General features: G+C 62.3%; 17 protein-coding genes and 1 pseudogene. 8 read left to right on the forward strand and 10 right to left on the reverse strand.

The features are described from left to right. Positions 1-143: 143 nt before the first annotated feature. The 3 genes from ABXS05_RS18895 to ABXS05_RS18905 form a co-directional block, all read right to left on the reverse strand. Complete coding sequence (locus tag ABXS05_RS18895; protein ID WP_367625011.1) at positions 144-1,463, reverse strand: glycosyltransferase; 1,320 nt, start codon at positions 1,461-1,463, stop codon at positions 144-146. Positions 1,464-1,510: 47 nt separating this feature from the next. Beyond that, the gene (locus ABXS05_RS18900; RefSeq protein WP_367625012.1) at positions 1,511-2,098 is read right to left on the reverse strand and encodes a TetR/AcrR family transcriptional regulator; all 588 of its coding nucleotides are present in this window, start codon (positions 2,096-2,098) and stop codon (positions 1,511-1,513) included. Positions 2,099-2,278: 180 nt separating this feature from the next. After that, positions 2,279-2,908: a TetR/AcrR family transcriptional regulator gene (locus ABXS05_RS18905; protein ID WP_367625013.1), complete on the reverse strand. Its 630-nt coding sequence runs from the start codon at positions 2,906-2,908 to the stop codon at positions 2,279-2,281. A 66-nt stretch (positions 2,909-2,974) separates the two neighbouring features. On the opposite strand from ABXS05_RS18905, the gene ABXS05_RS18910 reads away from it, so the two are divergent. Together ABXS05_RS18910 and ABXS05_RS18915 are read left to right on the forward strand one after the other, a co-directional pair. Next, a complete protein-coding gene (locus ABXS05_RS18910; RefSeq protein ID WP_367625014.1) occupies positions 2,975-3,931 on the forward strand; it encodes an NAD-dependent epimerase/dehydratase family protein in 957 nt (318 codons plus the stop codon). 497 nt (positions 3,932-4,428) lie between these two features. Continuing rightward, complete coding sequence (locus ABXS05_RS18915; protein ID WP_367625015.1) at positions 4,429-5,304, forward strand: glycosyl hydrolase family 17 protein; 876 nt, start codon at positions 4,429-4,431, stop codon at positions 5,302-5,304. Positions 5,305-5,667: 363 nt separating this feature from the next. On the opposite strand, the pseudogene ABXS05_RS18920 reads toward ABXS05_RS18915, so the two are convergent. Further along, positions 5,668-5,793 (reverse strand): annotated as a pseudogene (locus tag ABXS05_RS18920) (helix-turn-helix domain-containing protein); the annotation flags it as partial. Between the two features lie 98 nt (positions 5,794-5,891). Here ABXS05_RS18920 and ABXS05_RS18925 point away from each other — a divergent pair. The 4 genes from ABXS05_RS18925 (at position 5,892) to ABXS05_RS18940 (ending at position 8,240) form a co-directional block, all read left to right on the forward strand. Beyond that, positions 5,892-6,185 carry a hypothetical protein gene (locus ABXS05_RS18925; RefSeq protein WP_367625016.1) on the forward strand — a complete coding sequence of 98 codons (294 nt, stop codon included), beginning with the start codon at positions 5,892-5,894 and terminating at the stop codon, positions 6,183-6,185. A gap of 2 nt (positions 6,186-6,187) precedes the next feature. Next, complete coding sequence (locus ABXS05_RS18930; RefSeq protein ID WP_367625017.1) at positions 6,188-6,880, forward strand: DUF899 domain-containing protein; 693 nt, start codon at positions 6,188-6,190, stop codon at positions 6,878-6,880. Positions 6,881-7,349: 469 nt separating this feature from the next. After that, positions 7,350-7,994 (forward strand): LuxR C-terminal-related transcriptional regulator, encoded by a 645-nt coding sequence (locus ABXS05_RS18935; protein ID WP_311944880.1) that lies wholly within the window; start codon positions 7,350-7,352, stop codon positions 7,992-7,994. 111 nt (positions 7,995-8,105) lie between these two features. Next, a complete protein-coding gene (locus tag ABXS05_RS18940) occupies positions 8,106-8,240 on the forward strand; it encodes a hypothetical protein (RefSeq protein ID WP_311944816.1) in 135 nt (44 codons plus the stop codon). 269 nt (positions 8,241-8,509) lie between these two features. Here ABXS05_RS18940 and ABXS05_RS18945 read toward each other — a convergent pair whose 3' ends face one another. After that, complete coding sequence (locus ABXS05_RS18945) at positions 8,510-9,913, reverse strand: amidase family protein (protein WP_367625018.1); 1,404 nt, start codon at positions 9,911-9,913, stop codon at positions 8,510-8,512. A gap of 187 nt (positions 9,914-10,100) precedes the next feature. Between ABXS05_RS18945 and ABXS05_RS18950 the strand changes: the two genes are divergently transcribed. After that, positions 10,101-10,664 carry a chorismate mutase gene (locus ABXS05_RS18950; RefSeq protein WP_367625019.1) on the forward strand — a complete coding sequence of 188 codons (564 nt, stop codon included), beginning with the start codon at positions 10,101-10,103 and terminating at the stop codon, positions 10,662-10,664. Between the two features lie 102 nt (positions 10,665-10,766). Here the strand turns inward: ABXS05_RS18950 and ABXS05_RS18955 are convergent, their stop codons facing one another. Continuing rightward, positions 10,767-11,180 (reverse strand): hypothetical protein, encoded by a 414-nt coding sequence (locus ABXS05_RS18955; RefSeq protein ID WP_367625020.1) that lies wholly within the window; start codon positions 11,178-11,180, stop codon positions 10,767-10,769. Positions 11,181-11,201: 21 nt separating this feature from the next. Beyond that, the gene (locus tag ABXS05_RS18960) at positions 11,202-12,386 is read right to left on the reverse strand and encodes an FAD-dependent oxidoreductase (protein WP_367625021.1); all 1,185 of its coding nucleotides are present in this window, start codon (positions 12,384-12,386) and stop codon (positions 11,202-11,204) included. A gap of 216 nt (positions 12,387-12,602) precedes the next feature. Between ABXS05_RS18960 and ABXS05_RS18965 the strand changes: the two genes are divergently transcribed. Continuing rightward, positions 12,603-13,409 (forward strand): AraC family transcriptional regulator, encoded by an 807-nt coding sequence (locus ABXS05_RS18965; RefSeq protein WP_367625022.1) that lies wholly within the window; start codon positions 12,603-12,605, stop codon positions 13,407-13,409. Between the two features lie 174 nt (positions 13,410-13,583). Here ABXS05_RS18965 and ABXS05_RS18970 read toward each other — a convergent pair whose 3' ends face one another. From ABXS05_RS18970 to ABXS05_RS18980, 3 genes are all read right to left on the reverse strand, one after another. After that, positions 13,584-13,793, reverse strand: coding sequence for a hypothetical protein (locus ABXS05_RS18970; protein WP_311944808.1), 210 nt, complete (start codon positions 13,791-13,793; stop codon positions 13,584-13,586). A 102-nt stretch (positions 13,794-13,895) separates the two neighbouring features. Continuing rightward, positions 13,896-14,861, reverse strand: coding sequence for a sulfotransferase family protein (locus ABXS05_RS18975; protein WP_367625023.1), 966 nt, complete (start codon positions 14,859-14,861; stop codon positions 13,896-13,898). A 746-nt stretch (positions 14,862-15,607) separates the two neighbouring features. After that, positions 15,608-16,456 carry a GNAT family N-acetyltransferase gene (locus tag ABXS05_RS18980; RefSeq protein WP_367625024.1) on the reverse strand — a complete coding sequence of 283 codons (849 nt, stop codon included), beginning with the start codon at positions 16,454-16,456 and terminating at the stop codon, positions 15,608-15,610. Positions 16,457-16,513: the final 57 nt, after the last annotated feature.

Here is a 16,513-nt window from a genome sequence, read left to right on the forward strand (position 1 = left end):
AAGGGGGGGGCCGGATAGCTTGCTATGGGCGAGTTGGCACAAGGCTCCGCCGTTCGCCGGTGCGGAGGGCAACGGCGTTCGGTAGTGCGGGAAGGAGCGACGGGGCGGTGGCCGGCGCTTCCGCCGCGCTCAGCGGCTGCCAATCAGGCGGCGGACAGGGTTCTTCGGGAAGGGCTCAGCGCGAAATCCTCGATCTCGGCGACGAGCCGCGCAGGCCCCGGGCCTTCCCGGGCGATGGCGCGCCCGAGTGCCGAAGCCCGCGCGGCGAAACTCGGCTCGGAGAGGACACGCCGTACGGCCTCAGCGAGCCTTTGCGGGGAAATTGAAGGATCCAGGTGCAGGCCCGCGCCGTGATAGTCCACGCGCGCGGCGTTGTCGTTCTGGTCGCGCCCCATCGGGAGAACGACGAGGGGGACGCCGTGGTGCAGCGATCGCATGACCGTGCCGTGCCCGCCATGGGTGACGACGGCGCTGGCCTTGGTCAGGATGTCGTCATGCACGGCATTGGCAACGATCGTGACATTCGCCGATGATTTCAGGCGAAGGTCTTCGAGTGCCTTGCCGAGGGTGACGACCACCTCGACCGGCTCGCCGGCCAAGCCGGATATCACCCGCTGGAGCACGTCGGCCTGCCCCTGATTGGTGGTGCTGAACGAGACGAGCACGAGGGGCCGCATCTTGCGCGCAGGCGGCCTCCTCCAGCGTTGGTGGGCCCAGCTCGGCAGCTCCAGAAGTGGCCCGACATAGCGCAGGTGGTCCGGCAGGCGCTCGGCGGGAAAATCGAAGCTGGCGCTGGTGGCAAGCAGATAGCGGCCTGCGCTCAGGGGCTGCTCGCGGACATGGGCCAGCGGCGCGGCACCGAAATGCGCGCGGGTGGCATTGAGGCAAGGCAGGAAGCCGTCCCAGGCTTGCTCGATCAGGGCCGAAACCTCGGCGTCGCGCGCCCGGTCCGCCGCCGAAAGGGCAGGCTGAAAGCCGGGACCGAAGGGCGGATGGCCAGGCAGGGGCCAGAGCGAGATATTGCTTGCGAGCAGGGCCGTCGGAACCTTGGCAACTTCGCCGGCGAGCATGCTGCCGAACAGCAGGTCCGAGCCGAGAAGCATATCGGTCGGCTCCGTCGCCAGGGTCTCGAGAATATCCTCGGCATAGGATCGTGCCGGTCCGACGAAGATCCGTTCGCACCCTCTTTGGAAGCCGGCCAGAGCGTCGGCGGTTTCCCAATCGCGTATGAAACAGCTTTCGAAGGAGCGATCTGGACGGTTCGGCGCACGCTGCCATGGCAGGAATCGAGCGCCTGCCTCGATCGCTTCCGTTCTCATCGTGTCATCGGCGATCAGGCGCACATCATGGCCCCGGCTGGCGAGGGCACGTATGGCGGCGAGCGTCGGCGGCACGTTGCCGCCGCCCTCCCAGCTGGCCGCCAGGATGCGCAGATGCGGCCTCGCATCCGTCGTCTTTGTCATTGCCTGGCTCCTTTCCCGATGGAGACCGGATCAGTTCGTATTTTGCTTCAGTCCTCACGCAGCAGACGCTCGATCGCCTGCGTCATGAGCCGGTGTGTATTCGCCGCCGAATGTCCCTGCGCGCGGCGCAGCAGATGCCAGATCCAGACATCGGTCTGGGCCAGCAACTGCGCGAGCCGATCCTCGCGAGCCTTGTCATCGAGCTTGTCGAGCCAGGCCTTGAACATGTCCCCGATCCACTCGCGATGACCTTTGCGTCCGCGATCGAGGACGGCGGCGAACTCGGGAATGCGGGCTTCCTGCCCGAGCGTCCGCACGAGGATGTCGCCGGTGCGTTCATAGTCGTCCATCAGGAGCGTGACGATGTCGGCTACGCTCTCTGCCGGCGCGCGCCAACGCTGGGCCCGGATCGAGACATCCATCTGGGCCGCCATGGCGCTGAGTACACCGGTCTTGCTGCCGAAGCGCCTTATCACGGTTTGGCGGGTGGTGCTGGCCGCGACGGCGATGTCGTCGAGAGTGATTTCGTCGAACCAGCGCTCTGCAAGGAGCGTGGTCAAGGCATCGACGATCTGCTGCTCGGTATCCTGAACCGCGGTGGCGCGCGCCGATTGACGATAGGCTCGCGGAGACATGGCGTCGTTTCCTAATTTTATGTTACATAGTGTAACGCGAAATTGGAAGAGCGTCAACGCGGGTTGATAGTGCGAATGGATACAACTTTTGATTGTGTCTATCGCAGTCGAGAGAGAGCAGGGCCTATCCCTGCGGGGAGAATGCCGGCTTCACACAATGCCGGAGGAACCTGTCTCCACCTATCCGTTTCGATCGATGGAGCCCGGGCTTTTTACCGCTCCGTTGGCGTCCGCCTGTGTTCGAAATCCCAGCCAGGCGACATTCAGCACGAGTTCGAGGATCTCCTCGCGCCTCGGTCCCGGATGATCGAGCCACCACACGGCAACCGCGTGGAGACCTTCCTTCAGAAACTCTGCCGTGCCATGTCGCTGCCATGACGGTTGATTTGGCGCGAAGTCGGCCAGGAGCGCTACGATGCCGGCGGACGCGCCGGCCTGGACCTCGCGCGAAACTTTCGCAGCGACCCGATCACCCGCCGGAACCGTCAGCAGCACCCGCGCGGCATCAGGCGACTGCTCGACGAATGTCAGGAAGGCGTCGATCGAGCGGCGGAACTTTTGCTCGAGGCTGGTGTCATCCTGCGCGATCACCTTGCCCTTGCCGATCAAGCTGTCGCGGATTGACTCGAGCACGGCCAGGAATAGCGCCTGTTTCGAAGGAAAATGATCGTAGAGAACCGGTTTGGTGATCTCCGCACGGGCCGCGATGTCGTCCATTTTCGTGCCGTCATATCCGTCGCGCGCAAATGCGCTCACAGCGGCCGCGATGATCCGGGCCCGCCGTTCTTCCGCGCTCAGACGTTTGCGCACCCTTGACTTCATCGAGATCGATACTAACCTACTTCAAAGTAGGTTAGCAAGTCGTGAGGTGAGACGATGCGCATTTTCGTTGCAGGTGCGACGGGCGCGGTCGGACGCCGCCTGGTTCCGCGTCTGATCGGCAACGGCCATAGCGTGGTCGGATTGACGCGAACTCCGGCGAAGGCCGGCTTCTTGCAGGAACTCGGCGCCGAGCCGGTTGTTGCCGACGCGCTCGATGAAACGGCCATCCGCGCATTGGTCGCTGCTGCGAACCCGGACGTGATCGTGCATCAGCTGACGGATTTGAAGGGGGCTTCGGACCTGCGCAAATTCGACCGCGTTTTCGCGAGCAGCAATCGGCTGCGCACCACTGGGACCGATCATCTTCTTGCAGCCGCGCGCGACTGCGGCGTGAAGCGGATCGTCGCGCAAAGCTTTTGCGGCTGGCCTTATGCGCGGGTTGGCGGTGATGTGAAAGTCGAGGACGATCCGCTCGACCAGGATCCGCCGCAAGAGCTCCGCGGTACGCTCGATGCGATCCGTTATCTCGAGCACGCCGTCACGACAACGCCCGGCCTGGTTGGTGTCGCGCTTCGCTATGGCGGATTCTATGGCTCCGACACGGGCGTCTTCGATCCAGCCATGATCGAACGGATTCGCAGGCGTCGCATGCCGCTGATCGGTGGCGGTACCGCGTGGTGGTCATTCCTGCATATCGATGACGCGGCGGAGGCAACCGCGGCGGCGGTCGAGCGTGGCGAGGGCATCTACAACATTGTCGACGACGATCCGGCGCCGGTGCGCGCCTGGCTCACCGAGATCGCTGCAATGCTGGGCGCAAAACGGCCATTCAGCGTGCCGGCATGGCTTGGCCGCCTTGCCGCCGGGCAGCATATCGTCGTCATGATGACGGAATCGCGGGCGGGATCGAACGCCAAGGCCAAGCGGGAACTCGACTGGTCGCCGCGCCATCCTTCATGGCGGCAGGGATTTGCCGAAATCATCCGGAATGAAGCGCCACTGGCTACCTAGCTCAGGACCCGCCTCGCCAGCATGCCAGGAGGCGTGAGCAACGGATTGGATCAGGCGGGCACTCCCGAAGGTTGATGGCCGGGACACAACCATGCTCCGAGCGCCGATCTTTGTGGCACTCCCGGAGGACGAGTTTCGATTGCGAGCGCAGTCGCTAGTGAGCTTCTTGCTGGTATGGACGCTGGGCCGAAGAGGGCTGGGCGCCGCCGCTTCCATGTGCCCCGATCCCGCTTGGGGCGGAGGTGCGCCACGAGGAGACGCCGGGATCGCTGCCGATTCCAGACGTTCATTCTGACATATCCCAACCACGTGCTCTGGTTGACTCAGATATAGAACGCGTTGAAGTCATGCCTCGACTTCGATTGATATACTAAGGTTATCTCCCAGTATCTTCTTGATTTTCCGTGTAACTATACAGAATAATGATGAGCTGTATTGATTCAGCAAATGGATCCGCCGCCGCATGGCGGCATCGGGTGTTTACAAGGAGGCGCCAAGTGTTCGTTTGCTATTCTCCCTATCATCGAACCGACAGCGGCCCGCCCAGCGGCGTCACCGAAGCCGATGTCGAAGCCGACATGAAGATCGTTGCTGCGCACTTCACGCAGATTCGCACCTATGGCGTCGATGGCGGCAATCAGTGGAATGCCGACAAGGCCCTGAAGAATGGCATCCGCAAGATGTCGGTCGGGGTCTGGGTCACGCCCAACGATGCATCGGCGACGAACAAGCAGATTGACCTGGCGTTGAGCCAGCTCGACGCTGCCGCCAAGAAGTACGGCGGGTTCGAGCACTTGGACCTGGTCATCGGCAATGAGGTCGATCGCACGGACGTCGCCGTCTATGCGCCGGCCGACATCCGCAACGGCATGGCTTATGCCAAGCAGGCAGTACAAAAGTATCCAACGCTGGATAGCGTCTATGTGACGACCTGCTTCAGCGGCACGGTCCTGGGACCCGGCCCTAACGCGGCCAAGTGGCAGCCGGTCGTCGATTTTTGCGACGAACGCACTTTGCTGACGGTCTATCCGTGGTACGGCGGCGCCGATCCGGGCAATATCGACAAGCAGATGCAGTGGTCGTGGGACAATGGCCTGAAGCAGGTGCAGGCGCGCAAGAAGCAGATCGTGATCGCAGAGATCGGCTGGCCGAGCGCCGGCGGCCGCGCGACATCGGTCGAAAACGAAAGGATCAACTTCGAGACGACGAAGAAGTGGGTGAACTACGGAAACCCGATGGGAATGCAGTTCGATACCTACTGGTTCGAGATGTTCGACGAGCGGTGGAAGACCAAGGAAGGCGCCCAGGGCCCGCACTGGGGCCTGTACACTGGCGGGCCAAATCCCCAGCCGAAGTTCGCCTTCGAGGGCTGAAACACGCCATGCCTGAAGCTCACAAGCAATGAACGCAAGGCCGTCCAGCCGGATCTGGTTGGGCGGCCTGCACCCGTGGTGATATGTCGGTTCGTCGCCTGCTCGGTGAGCGACAGCGCCTTGTTACTTGCTTTTTGCCAAATCCGTCATGCTGGCGGAAGTGTCGGCGGCCCTGAGACCGAGGGCCCCTTGGGCGACCGAGCCCATGGAGAAGCGGCGGTCACGCTCGCCCGTTCCACCGAACCCGGACAGTCGCCTGGGCCGCGTCGAGCGTTTGCAAGGACCGGCCAAGATCGCACGGGCAAGGACGATTTTGCCTCGGCGACGGCATAACACGCATGAGCTCCCGTCTCTTTCGGTTTGAAGCTGCGCCAACGCGAGGCCACGCAACGCCAGCCCCGGAGGGTCATCGCGCAATGTGACCCTCTTCAGCGCAGCGAGGGGCGCAACCGAGAGAGCGCGTGCGGTGGCAGTGATAAGCGAGTCCATTGAAATCCCGTCACACTTGTAACTCTCGCTGGGCCTGCCGACCGGGATAACGTCTTCGTATCGCAACCCCGGAAACGGCAAATGTCGGAGGATCGAAAATGACGATGTTTGCATCAGCAGGGAGGATCGGTTCGTTGCGAGAGCCTGCTACTGACATGGCCGGCTGGCTCGGGCTCGCCGCTGCCCCGACTTTCGCATTGATGGCCGGGATTTCTGCCGCTGGCTCGCCGGCCATGATGATGTGCTCCACCATCCCGACCTTCATGCCGATCAACGACATGGCCCTGATGTACCTGCTGATGAGCTTTTTCCATGGTTCGGCGTGGCTGAAATTCCTTTCCGGCCGTTTGCAGCGCCGCAACGTCCCCACCACCCAAACCGAAGGAGACTGACAATGCAGAACGCTGTCGTTTCACACGGTGAATGGCTGACCGCCCGCCGGAATTTCCTGAAGGCGGAAAAAGAGCTCACCCATCTTCGCGACAAGGTCGCCAGGGAGCGGCTCGCCCTCCCATGGGTGCGCATCGACAAGGACTATGTGTTCGACACGCCGAATGGCCCGCGCACGCTGGCCGATCTCTTCGACGGTCGATCGCAGCTTCTGGTGCAACATTTCATGTTCGCGCCGGGATGGAAGGAAGGCTGCCCGAGCTGTTCCTACATGGCCGATCACACCGACGGCATGAACAGGCATCTGGCGCATCATGACGTCACCATGATCGCCGTCTCGCGTGCGCCACTCGCCGAGATCGAGCGCTACCGCAGACGCATGGGCTGGCAGTTCAAATGGGTCTCGTCCTTCGGCAACGACTTCAACTATGACTTCCGCGTCAGCTTCACACCCGAGGAAGTCGCCAGCGGACATATCGACTACAATTTCGGGGAATGGCGGGAAACCGGCGGGGAATGGCCCGGCGTCAGCGCCTTCTGCAAGGACGATGCGGGTGAGGTCTTCCGCACCTACTCCACCTATGGGCGCGGCGTCGAGGTGATGATGGGCACCTACAACATGCTCGATCTCGCTCCCAAGGGCCGTAACGAGGCCGAGGGAATGGACTGGGTGCGCCGCCACGACCGCTACGAGTAACCGCCCCGGAGAGCAGCGACCGACCTGCCAACAGCGAGAAGATAAGGTGATTGCCGGGCTCCTTCGGGATGCCGGCAATTGCCTTTTTCGTTTCTGTAATCCGTGGCCGTAATTCACGCTCGCAGGCCGGCATCGAGTGCCCATCAGACGGGCTCGGAACGGATTTTTCCTGCCTAAGGACAAACTATGTTGTGATTTGCGGACAAAGATTGATTCACTGCGCACAACCCATGGGGGAATGAAGTCGCTCCAGCACCGTGAAATCAAACAACGCACTGGAATGAAAAAATGTTTCACGGTATGAATATGAACTGAGGCAGGTACCGGATCGTCGTCGTGGCTCGAAGCGCCCCGAAACAGAGAAGGCCCAAAACAGAAGACGTCGGATCAGAGGTGGCGCGCGCCGCAAATCGAGGGGCATATGAACGCCGAGGGGAAAAGCCAGCGTCAGGGCATCGAGGTCGATAGGATGCGGGGAGCTCCGGAAGGCCGGTTCAGGGTGCTGATCGCCGAGCGCAACCCCTTGGTTGTGGCCGCTCTCGGCGACATGATCAAGAATGATGCCCGTTTCGAACTGGTTGCCAGCGTGCAGTCCGGCGAGGCCTTTCTGGCGGCTGTGGCTGAGCCGAAATTCGATTTGGCCGTTCTCGGCTGGAAACTGTCCGACATGAACGGCGCCGAAGTCCTGGAGGAAATGCGCCAGCGCGGCCTGCATACACGCATCGTCATCTTCTCGAACGATCATGACATTGCCATTCTCAAGCAGTGCGTGCGCCTGGGCGTACAAGGCTATTGCTACCAGTTCGACGACCCCGCGATCCTGTTCGACACGCTGGTAGCTGTCGCCCATGGCCGGATCTGCATCCCTTACCTGGACGTATCCAAGATCAACGATACCCCGCTTTCACGCCTGACGACCCGCGAGCGCGAACTGCTTGCCGTGCTCGCCGATGGCTGGACCAATCTGCAGATCGCCGCCCGCACTGGTATCTCGGAAAACACCGTCAAATATCATCTCAAGAATCTCTACGACAAGCTCGAGGTGCGCAATCGGGCCATGGCGGTCGCCCTCTATGCCACCGAGAAGAGCAGGGGCCCGCAGGCCAATTCCTGACGCAAGGCGGCCGCCGGATTCACACACACTCGACTGGGATTACAGACTCGTACGTCATCCGCCTGTCATGACGGAAGGGCAGAAGGCCGCGCGTGTGAGGAGAGCGACGCGATGACCATCGAACTTTGGCCCTTTCTGGTTCTACCCCTTGCCGGGCTCGTGGCGGGGGCGGGCATCGTTCGCTTCGTCATCGGACCGGAATGGATGGAATGCCTGCGCCAGCGTCGCGAGTTTCAGCGCCGCTAGAGCAAAGTGCGTTCAAGTGTGAACGCTCGTTTGCTCCAGCTCGTTGTTTCGACGCGTCTTTGCGATTCGAGGTGATTCCGTCCCATCGCAAAACGCTTTGGGTTTCTTCCGGAAGAAGCTGCAAGGCGAGTGCTCGGCGACGGCCGGCATGGCCTGGTGACACCCTTACCCGAACGCCCGCATGTCGCGATCGGCTATCCGCGGGATCGCGGCCGATGAGATCAAGCAACACATTCCGACAAAGCCTCCGGGCCGAGCCAGCAAAGGTTTCAGCTGCCGGCGGGATCCACCACGCAGGGTGATCCGAATGCGGCTTCGATGACGGCGCCCGCCGCAAGGCACAGGTCCTCGCGAAAGCGCGGCGCCAGCACCTGAATCCCTGTCGGGGTCCGCCCGGTCATTCCGGTAAAGACCGAGAGCCCCGGCAGACCGAGGAAGGGCACGCCGATTTGCGGGATCTGAGCGCCCCAGACCCGCTCGAATGCGGCCTGGCCCTTGAGGTCCAGATCATCCTCGAACGGCAGGTCGGCCGATACGGGCAGCAACACCACCGGATAGGTCTCCATGAAGAGCTGCCACTGCCGGATCAAAGTGGCACGCCGGGTCAGTGCCTGCGAAAAAGAGGTGAGGGTCGTGGCATGACCGAGTGCCTGGTGACCCCGCAAAATGGCGAGCGCGCCTGGGTCGCCCTCCTTCTCGGCGGCGGCAAGCTTGGCCTCGTAGCCCTCGCCGATCCACAACCGGACCTGCAAATCGGCGGCTTCGCGCAGCGGTGGGAGGTCCTCGACTTCGTCGACGATCCAGCCGGCGGCCTCCAGATGCAGGGCGGCCTCGCGCAGTTTGGCGCGAATGGCCTCACAGGTGCCGATCCGGCCCGGATCGAGGCAAAGGGCGACACGCCTTGCGACCTCAGGCCCCGTCAGCGGCGCGGGCGTCCACCACGGATCGCGTACGTCCCGACGCGACAGCGCCCTGAGCGCGAGCCCGATGTCGTCGATCGAGCGCGCCAGCGGCCCGGATACCGCCGTGATCTGGCCGACGATGTCGCGCTCGGGAGACGAGGCGTTGTAGGCCGCCACCCGTCCGGGCGAGGGGCGCAGGCCATGGACGCCGCAGGCATAGGCGGGATAGCGGATCGAGCCTGCGATATCCGTGCCATGGGCGATGGCACCGATGCCGCTCGCGACCGCCGCGGCCGCGCCGCCGGACGATCCGCCCGGCGTCAGCGTGGGATCATGGGGATTCCGCGTATGGCCGTGCAGGCGGTTGTTGGTGAACCAGCGATAGGAGAAGGCGGGGGTGTTGGTACGGCCCAGCAGGACCGCCCCGGCCTCGAGCAGGCTGTCGACGACGGGGCTGTTGTCCGCGGCCAGCAGATCCTTCTGCAAGGTCACGCCGTTGGTGGTGGCATATCCCTTCTGGTCTACATTGACCTTGACGGTAACGGGGACCCCCGCCAGCGCGCCGGTTTCCTCGCCGCGGGCAATGGCGGCATCGATCCGGCCCGCCTGGGCCAGGACGTCGCCGGGCCGCATGTCGACCACGGCGTTGATCGACGGATTGACGGCAGACAGCCGCTCGAGGGCCGCCGCCGCGACGTCGCGTGCAGAGACCTGCCTGGATTTGACGAGAGCGGCGATTCTCACCGCGTCCAAGCGCCAGAGTTCATTCATCGCGGTTTTCCGATTCCCTCGATCGTGGCATGAAGGCAGAAATAGTGTCGGCTCGTTGCTCATGGAGCAAGAAGGATCGCGGCATCTCGCGCCGGCGCAGGGCAAATTCGCTTCCGCGATCGTGGAATAAGGTGCAACACCATTTGCACGATCGGCTTCAATCACCAATGAGGATCTTGGATTGAACATGTCGCGTATTGGATTGAACCAGGCAGCGGTGTGGCTGTTGCCATTGCTGTTTGTGAGCCTGTTCTTGGCGGCTCAGACGAGTTCTTTTGCCGACGGGATCACGCCCCTGGCGGAAAAGGTCGGCCATCGGCTGTCCTATATGAAGGATGTCGCCGGATATAAGGCGCAAAATCACCTGCCCATAGAAGACCTGGCCCAGGAAGCCAAGGTCCTGGCCAGTGCCAAGTCCGATGCGGAGAAACTGGGGCTGGATCCTGCCACGGTGGAGCCTTTCATCATCGCCCAGATCAATGCTGCCAAGGCCGTCGAGTATCGCTACCTGGCCGATTGGCTGGCGCAGCCTGAGACGGGGTGGCAACCGCGGCCGCTCGACAAGGTACGGCAGGACATCGCCCAGTTGAGCAAGGAGATTCTGCAGCAGGTGGCGCAGGACCTCAAAAGCGGACGGTTCACCTCGGACGAGCGCTCCAGCTTCTTCAAGGCAGTACACGAGCCCAATCTGAGGGAATCGGACAAGCAGCAATTGTTCATTGCCTTGCTGGCGATAAGGCTGGTGAAGTAGGGCTCAAGGGCTGCGCGCAGCGCGCCCTCAGATCGTGGCAGCCATGGGTTGCACCGGCCACGGGGAGGTGCAGCCACCTCCATCATAGCGCAAGCCGGCGGGTCATGCGGTTCCCCGTCCAGTCGCGATCTGCCGCGTGGCGAGGGCCGTGGCTTCCTCGGAAGAGGCGGCAATTTCCATGGCGATCCCGAAGGCCTTGGTGGCCATCGCCGTCTGGGCCCGGAGCGCGATGCGCTTCAGGCGATCAGGCTCGATGGCGATCAGGGACAGGCAGAGCCTGCCCAGGACCTGCTTGTTCGCCTTGAGCCAGATACCCCTGCGCTTGCGATCCTCATGGGCTTCTTCCGCCTGGCCGCCTGGAAAGATCACGACGAAGGGCTGGCCTTGCATAAGGAGTGCCTCCATCTCGCTCACCCAGCGCCCGGCATAGCCCGGAACGATTGCTTCGGGCCGGGACCGAATGATCGGAAAGTCGGAAACGTCGTGGACGATGAAGGCTTGATGGTCGAATGGCATGAGCGATCCTCGGTTTCATGGTCAGATGGCGGTGTCTTCGCCGAAAAGGCGGTGCGCACCCTGCTGGGAGGCCGCGATCGCCGCATTGGCCCGCCGGCGCAGATCGTCTTCATAGGCAGCAATCGCTGCCGGAAGTGGGGATTTGCCGGCAGCCACCATGCCCAGCCAGGTGGCGAGATGGGCGGCATCGTCCAGCGCCGTGTTGGCACCGACGCCACCGGCCGGGCTCATCGCGTGGATCGCATCTCCCAGCATCGTCACGCGGCCTGGCGTCCATGCGGGCAGGGCGTCGGCACTGCGTATCGCAAGCGCAGCGATGGTAAACCTGTCAGCCTCGGCAAACAGGGCACGCAAGCCACCGGCCCAGGAACGGGCGAGGTAACGCACCCGAGCCGCCAGTGCCTCGCCATCCAGCTCGCCCAAGGTCGCCTCGTCCAGTCCCAGGCCCGTCTGCCGGCCAATGACGGCCCAATAGAGATAATCCGCTATCGGCGTGAGCCCCGCCGCAGCCAGCGGGAAGCGGAAGGTCATGGCATCGACGATCACCGCGAAGTCGTCGGCGAAGATCACGGACGTACCGTCCAGGAGCGCGTCGGCAACCCGACCGTCGAAGGGGGGATGGGATTTGCCGTAGATGCAAACGGCACCGGTTTCCTTCGGTGCCAGCAGCGGCAAGGCCTGGCGACGTATGGTGGAATTCACGCCGTCGGCGGCGACGAGGATGTCGGCTTCGCACGCCGTGCCGTCTTCGAATCCTATTGTAACCGCGCCCTCCTTTCGCGCGTCGAAACGGCGAAAGGCCTTGCCGAAGTGGACACGGTCCTCGATGCCGCGCAGGAGAATCTCCCGAAGGGTGAGACGGTTGGCGCTGAGATCGCCATCGCTTGATGGGTCTGCGCCCACCGCCGCGGGGCGCCAGTTGCCGGAAGGCCGACCTTCGACCGGCCCGAGTCGGGTATCGAGAAAACGTCCATTCGAGTGAGAGATGGCACAGGTCTGGCGAAAAAGTTGGTTCAGTTCCGGTGTCAGGCAGGCCGCCAGCGCCTGTCGGCCCGTCTCGTCGATCCTGATCCTGTAGCCCTGCGTCCTGCTATCCGCCGCCTCGTCTCTTTCATAGACGTCAAACGAGATGCCGTGCTGTCTCAGTCCCTGGGCCAGACAGAGGCCGCCCAGCCCTGCACCGATGATAACGACATGAAGGGGCATGCGAAGCCTGTTCCGGGACAGGGTATCCGCGGCCATGGCCAGGTACCTGCCCTCATTCCTGTTTCGATGCGTCTTTGCGGTCCGTGGCGATTCCGCCCGGCCGGGAGACGCTCCTGCGTGAAGAAGACCAGGCTAGAGCAGAGCAGGAAATCCTGATAACGACATTTGGCCAAATAATAGTGAGAAGTGGCCAAGATGGTGCCTGATCTTCAGGGCATGGATTTCATCGAGCGGTCGGATGGGCCGCCGCTGGTTGCGATATGGGGCGGTGAGGAGCCGGAAAGCCGATATCGTCTGGGCACCCGTGAATATGATTGGCACTGCCACGTGCGCGGCCAGGTCTTTTGTGTCGAGAGCGGGCTTGTCCATGTGCGCACGTCGCACGGGTCATGGCTGCTGCCGCCTCACCGCGCCGGATGGATACCGCCAGGGGAGCATCATTGGGCCAGTGTCAGCGGTGCCACCAGCGGTTGGAGCGTCGTCGTGGCGCCGGAGCAGGCCCGGCAATTGCCGGGTCTGCCCTGCGTCTTCGGCATCAGCGAGTTGATGCGGGCGCTGGTGCGGCGCGCTGTTTCCTGGACGATGCAGCCATCGCTGTTCCCGGAGCAGCAGCGTGTCATGCAGGTTCTGCTCGATGAGATGGCACGCGCGCCGCACGAGCCGCTCCATCTGCCCATGCCATCCGACCCGCGGCTGGCGCGTATCGCGCGGGCTGTCCTAAGTGAGCCGGGCGACACCCGCACATTGGAGCAATGGGCGTTCTGGGGGGCGATCTCTGGGCGGACGCTGCGCCGGCTGATGCAAGCCGAAACCGGCCTCAGTTTCGCGGCGTGGCGCCAGCAGGTCCGATTGACCCATGCCCTCGAAATGCTTGCATGCGGGGAGCCGGTCGCCACCATTGCGGACGCCCTGAACTATGCCTCCCCCAGCAGTTTCATCGCGATGTTCCGGCGTGCCTTCGGCGAATCGCCGGCGCGCTATTTCTCGGGACGCGGACCGCGGGATTTCGAGGGGAGCCGCTAGGACATCTTCAGGAAAAGCGGATGGACTTTCGGATCGAGAAAAGGTGTCGGTGCGGCCGGAGAACCAGCCACACCGAGGCCGATGCGGGATTTGGCCCGATGCCGGAGCGGGCGATCGTGGCTTCAGGGAGAGCGGAATCGGTGGTTGCTGCTCTCCACGTGGAAGCTGCCAGGGTCAGGCCGGCTGGCGCCAATAGTGGTTCGACTGCCATCTTGGTTTGAAGTGCTGGCACCAATTGCCGGCACTCGGTGTCCAATGCTTTGGCAGGCGGCCGGCGCGGGCGCAATCAGTGGCGCTGTAGGGAATGCCGCGCTCCGTCGCGCACGCACTCAGTCCGATTGCCAGGCTGGCGGCCATCACGGCCAGAATCAGTTTCGTGCGCATGAACATTCCCTCACTTTCGCAACGTGGCGGTGAACCTGAACCGGACGCCAAGGGCCGTCAAGTCACTCCATGCCAGTGGCGTGGCCGCTGTTCGCGATGGACCTATCCCGCATGGGATCGCGCCCGCATATCGAAGAAATAGTCGCCCGGAAACCTCTCTCGTATCGCCTGATAGAGCTTCAGGTCATGGCCCAGCCGGGGACCGAGGCGTTCGGCCACCTCGTTCCTGTCGAGCGCGGCCATCTCGTCCGACGCCGGCGTGACGTTGTCGACATGATGTGGCAGCTCCTTGCCGAGGTAGAAGCTGATCGCCTCCAGGCTCTGCTTGTAGTTCTCGACCGTGCCGATATAGGCAAAGTCGTTGTCGACGTTTTTCAGCGCCGTCTCGAATTGTGCCGGACCGACTTTCTGCTGGTCAGGGTATCCAGCCAGATATCGCGTGCTGTAATTATCGAATGTCACGTCGTCGACATTGTCGAACGCATCGAAGATCGATGAGCGGGTGACGATCCTCGGGTCCTTCATGACATATTTCATGTAGAGGTAACATGAGATGGCATGGTCGATCGGGTCCCTCACGATCGAGACATACTGGTGGCGCCTGCCGGAATGCCTGTGAAGCCCGTACATGTAGTGGCCGAAGATGATGTCGACGTCATCGAGGGCGCTGTCGCTGAAGGTGGCGAACTGCTCTTCATGCAGGCAGGGATATTGATGATAGACCTGCAGCAACTGGATATCCGGGTCGCTTTGCAGGGCTCGCCGGGTGCTGGTTCCTGCCGTCTTGGGAATATGCATGAAATAGACGGCCGGCCGCGTCGAATGGGGACGCGGGTCATAACGGTGATAGCGGCGTTGAACCACGCTGCCATTGACTGCGACCTCGATCAGGATGGTGCCGAGCTCGCCGATCAGATGTTTGCGGGGTTCGAAATAGACGTGCCAGCCGAGCGCGTGCGGCCGGTTGGTCGCGATGGGAACGTCGGGGCGTTCGCAGGTCTCGACATAACCAAGCGGCTGCCGATTGACGAAAACCGAAAGTGAATCGATCGGGCTATGCGATGACACCCACCCTTCGATCTGGGTAATTCTATCACGCAGCGGATTTTTGTATTCCGTATCGATATAAGCAATCGCAGAATTATCCGTCATTGTTTCCATCTGGATCGTGTTTGGCCAACTCAATCTCGGAAAGCCCTATTTTGGACATATTCTCTACATGGTTGTCCAATTTGTGCAAAGGAGAAATGAAGAAACGCGCGTCCTTTCCCATGAAATCGGGATACTGTGCTTGTAATATCGTTTGTGTGTGCTGTTGCCGTTCAGATTCCGATGACCATTGGCGGGACGCGATTGCCTTGAGGGCTTATCTCATTGAACTTCAACAGGAATTTTGAAGCGCTAAATATCGGGGCGGATGTTCCCGGAAAGACCCCGGCATTTTTGACGGGTAGACTTGTGAGCTCTCTCCCGTAAGATCCTACCCAAGCTAGCAGGGGCGCCAAGGCTAGCGACTACGTTGCGGGGTTGTGGGTGTTCTTCTGCCAGGCGGTGCTTCACGTAGCATCCAAGTGTAGATCTCACCTGTGAGAACTCGACGTTGGTGAATTCAGGACCGGAGGAATTGAGTTGCAGGCTCATTCCTCCGTTTTCTGTTGTGGGTCCCGTTCCGCGCAAATCCGCCAGGTCGCTCGATGCACCGGCCTGTTTTCGGGCCTTTTATCGCCCGCTGCGATCGCTTTTTTATCCGAACAGTACGCGGCTGCTCACGCCGGCAATGCGAGCCGGCCCCTCGGCGTTGTGGCACGCAGATATCAGCAAAACGCGTTGTAGACTTCCGGGTTGAAGCGGCGGATCTCCCGCAGGGTGCGATAGAGCGGCGTCGACTTGGAGACGATATAGCGCGGACTCACGGTACCGCCGAAGCCGGAGAACAGCAGCATCGAGCCTGAATTGACCACCCCGTCGAAGTCGAAGGTCAGGCCACGGGCAACCGCCTCTCGGATACCGTGCCAGAGCAGCAAGGGGATGACGCCATTCGCACTGTCGGCCGACCGGGTCGACAGCAGGTAGTAATAGGCCTTGCTGTCCCAGGCGCAGAAGACGGCCGCCTTGGCCACGCCGCCATCGCGGGCTACCAGGAAGTGGCCGCGTCTGCGTTCCAGACTGGCCGTCGTGACCGCTTGGCAGGCCGCAAAATCGACATTGGCGCTTTCGTTGCGCGCTTCCAGATTGGCGCTCGCGAAGCGGAAGAATTCCTCCGGATCCATGTCCTGCGAGACGAGATGGTGCTCCTCGGCTCGACGGATTACGTTGCGCGTCTTGTCACGCATGCCGCGCCAGAGCTGTTGTTGTTCTGCCGGCTGGATCTCGAAGGTGAATTGCACCGAGACCTCGTAATTCTCGGCCTGGAAAGCGAGAGCATCCGAAATGCCCGCATGCATTTTCTGGCGGAAGGAGGCGATTGCCGGGAGCTTGCGCAGCAGTTCGCGGATGATCCCTTGCGTCTTCAGGAAGCGGTTCGGCTTCGATCCCTGGGGTTCGACAACGCCGGGGCCGAGGAAATGCGTCATCGGCGGCATGTTGGCGCTCTGCAGGCCAAGACGCGATTCCAGGACATAGGGCAGGCGTCCGACGGTGCGCCCTCCTTCCTGATGTTCCACGAACTCGACTTTCCCCAGCGTAGCCGCGTTCAGCCACCAGTCTTCATGGAAGACGGT

It is taken from the genome of Labrys neptuniae (genome assembly GCF_040797145.1).
GTDB classification, from domain to species: domain Bacteria; phylum Pseudomonadota; class Alphaproteobacteria; order Rhizobiales; family Labraceae; genus Labrys; species Labrys neptuniae.

Bases quoted from the DNA above. Each gene is read 5' to 3' on its own strand.
- ABXS05_RS18925 (WP_367625016.1), top strand. From the start codon at position 5,892: ATGACGATGTTTGCATCAGCAGGGAGGATCGGTTCGTTGCGAGAGCCT.
- ABXS05_RS18965 (WP_367625022.1), top strand. From the start codon at position 12,603: ATGGATTTCATCGAGCGGTCGGATGGGCCGCCGCTGGTTGCGATATGG.
- ABXS05_RS18960 (WP_367625021.1), bottom strand. From the start codon at position 12,386: ATGCCCCTTCATGTCGTTATCATCGGTGCAGGGCTGGGCGGCCTCTGT.
- ABXS05_RS18910 (WP_367625014.1), top strand. From the start codon at position 2,975: ATGCGCATTTTCGTTGCAGGTGCGACGGGCGCGGTCGGACGCCGCCTG.
- ABXS05_RS18935 (WP_311944880.1), top strand. From the start codon at position 7,350: ATGCGGGGAGCTCCGGAAGGCCGGTTCAGGGTGCTGATCGCCGAGCGC.
- ABXS05_RS18970 (WP_311944808.1), bottom strand. From the start codon at position 13,793: ATGCGCACGAAACTGATTCTGGCCGTGATGGCCGCCAGCCTGGCAATC.
- ABXS05_RS18940 (WP_311944816.1), top strand. From the start codon at position 8,106: ATGACCATCGAACTTTGGCCCTTTCTGGTTCTACCCCTTGCCGGGCTC.
- ABXS05_RS18955 (WP_367625020.1), bottom strand. From the start codon at position 11,180: ATGCCATTCGACCATCAAGCCTTCATCGTCCACGACGTTTCCGACTTT.
- ABXS05_RS18945 (WP_367625018.1), bottom strand. From the start codon at position 9,913: ATGAATGAACTCTGGCGCTTGGACGCGGTGAGAATCGCCGCTCTCGTC.
- ABXS05_RS18950 (WP_367625019.1), top strand. From the start codon at position 10,101: ATGTCGCGTATTGGATTGAACCAGGCAGCGGTGTGGCTGTTGCCATTG.
- ABXS05_RS18895 (WP_367625011.1), bottom strand. From the start codon at position 1,463: ATGACAAAGACGACGGATGCGAGGCCGCATCTGCGCATCCTGGCGGCC.
- ABXS05_RS18900 (WP_367625012.1), bottom strand. From the start codon at position 2,098: ATGTCTCCGCGAGCCTATCGTCAATCGGCGCGCGCCACCGCGGTTCAG.
- ABXS05_RS18930 (WP_367625017.1), top strand. From the start codon at position 6,188: ATGCAGAACGCTGTCGTTTCACACGGTGAATGGCTGACCGCCCGCCGG.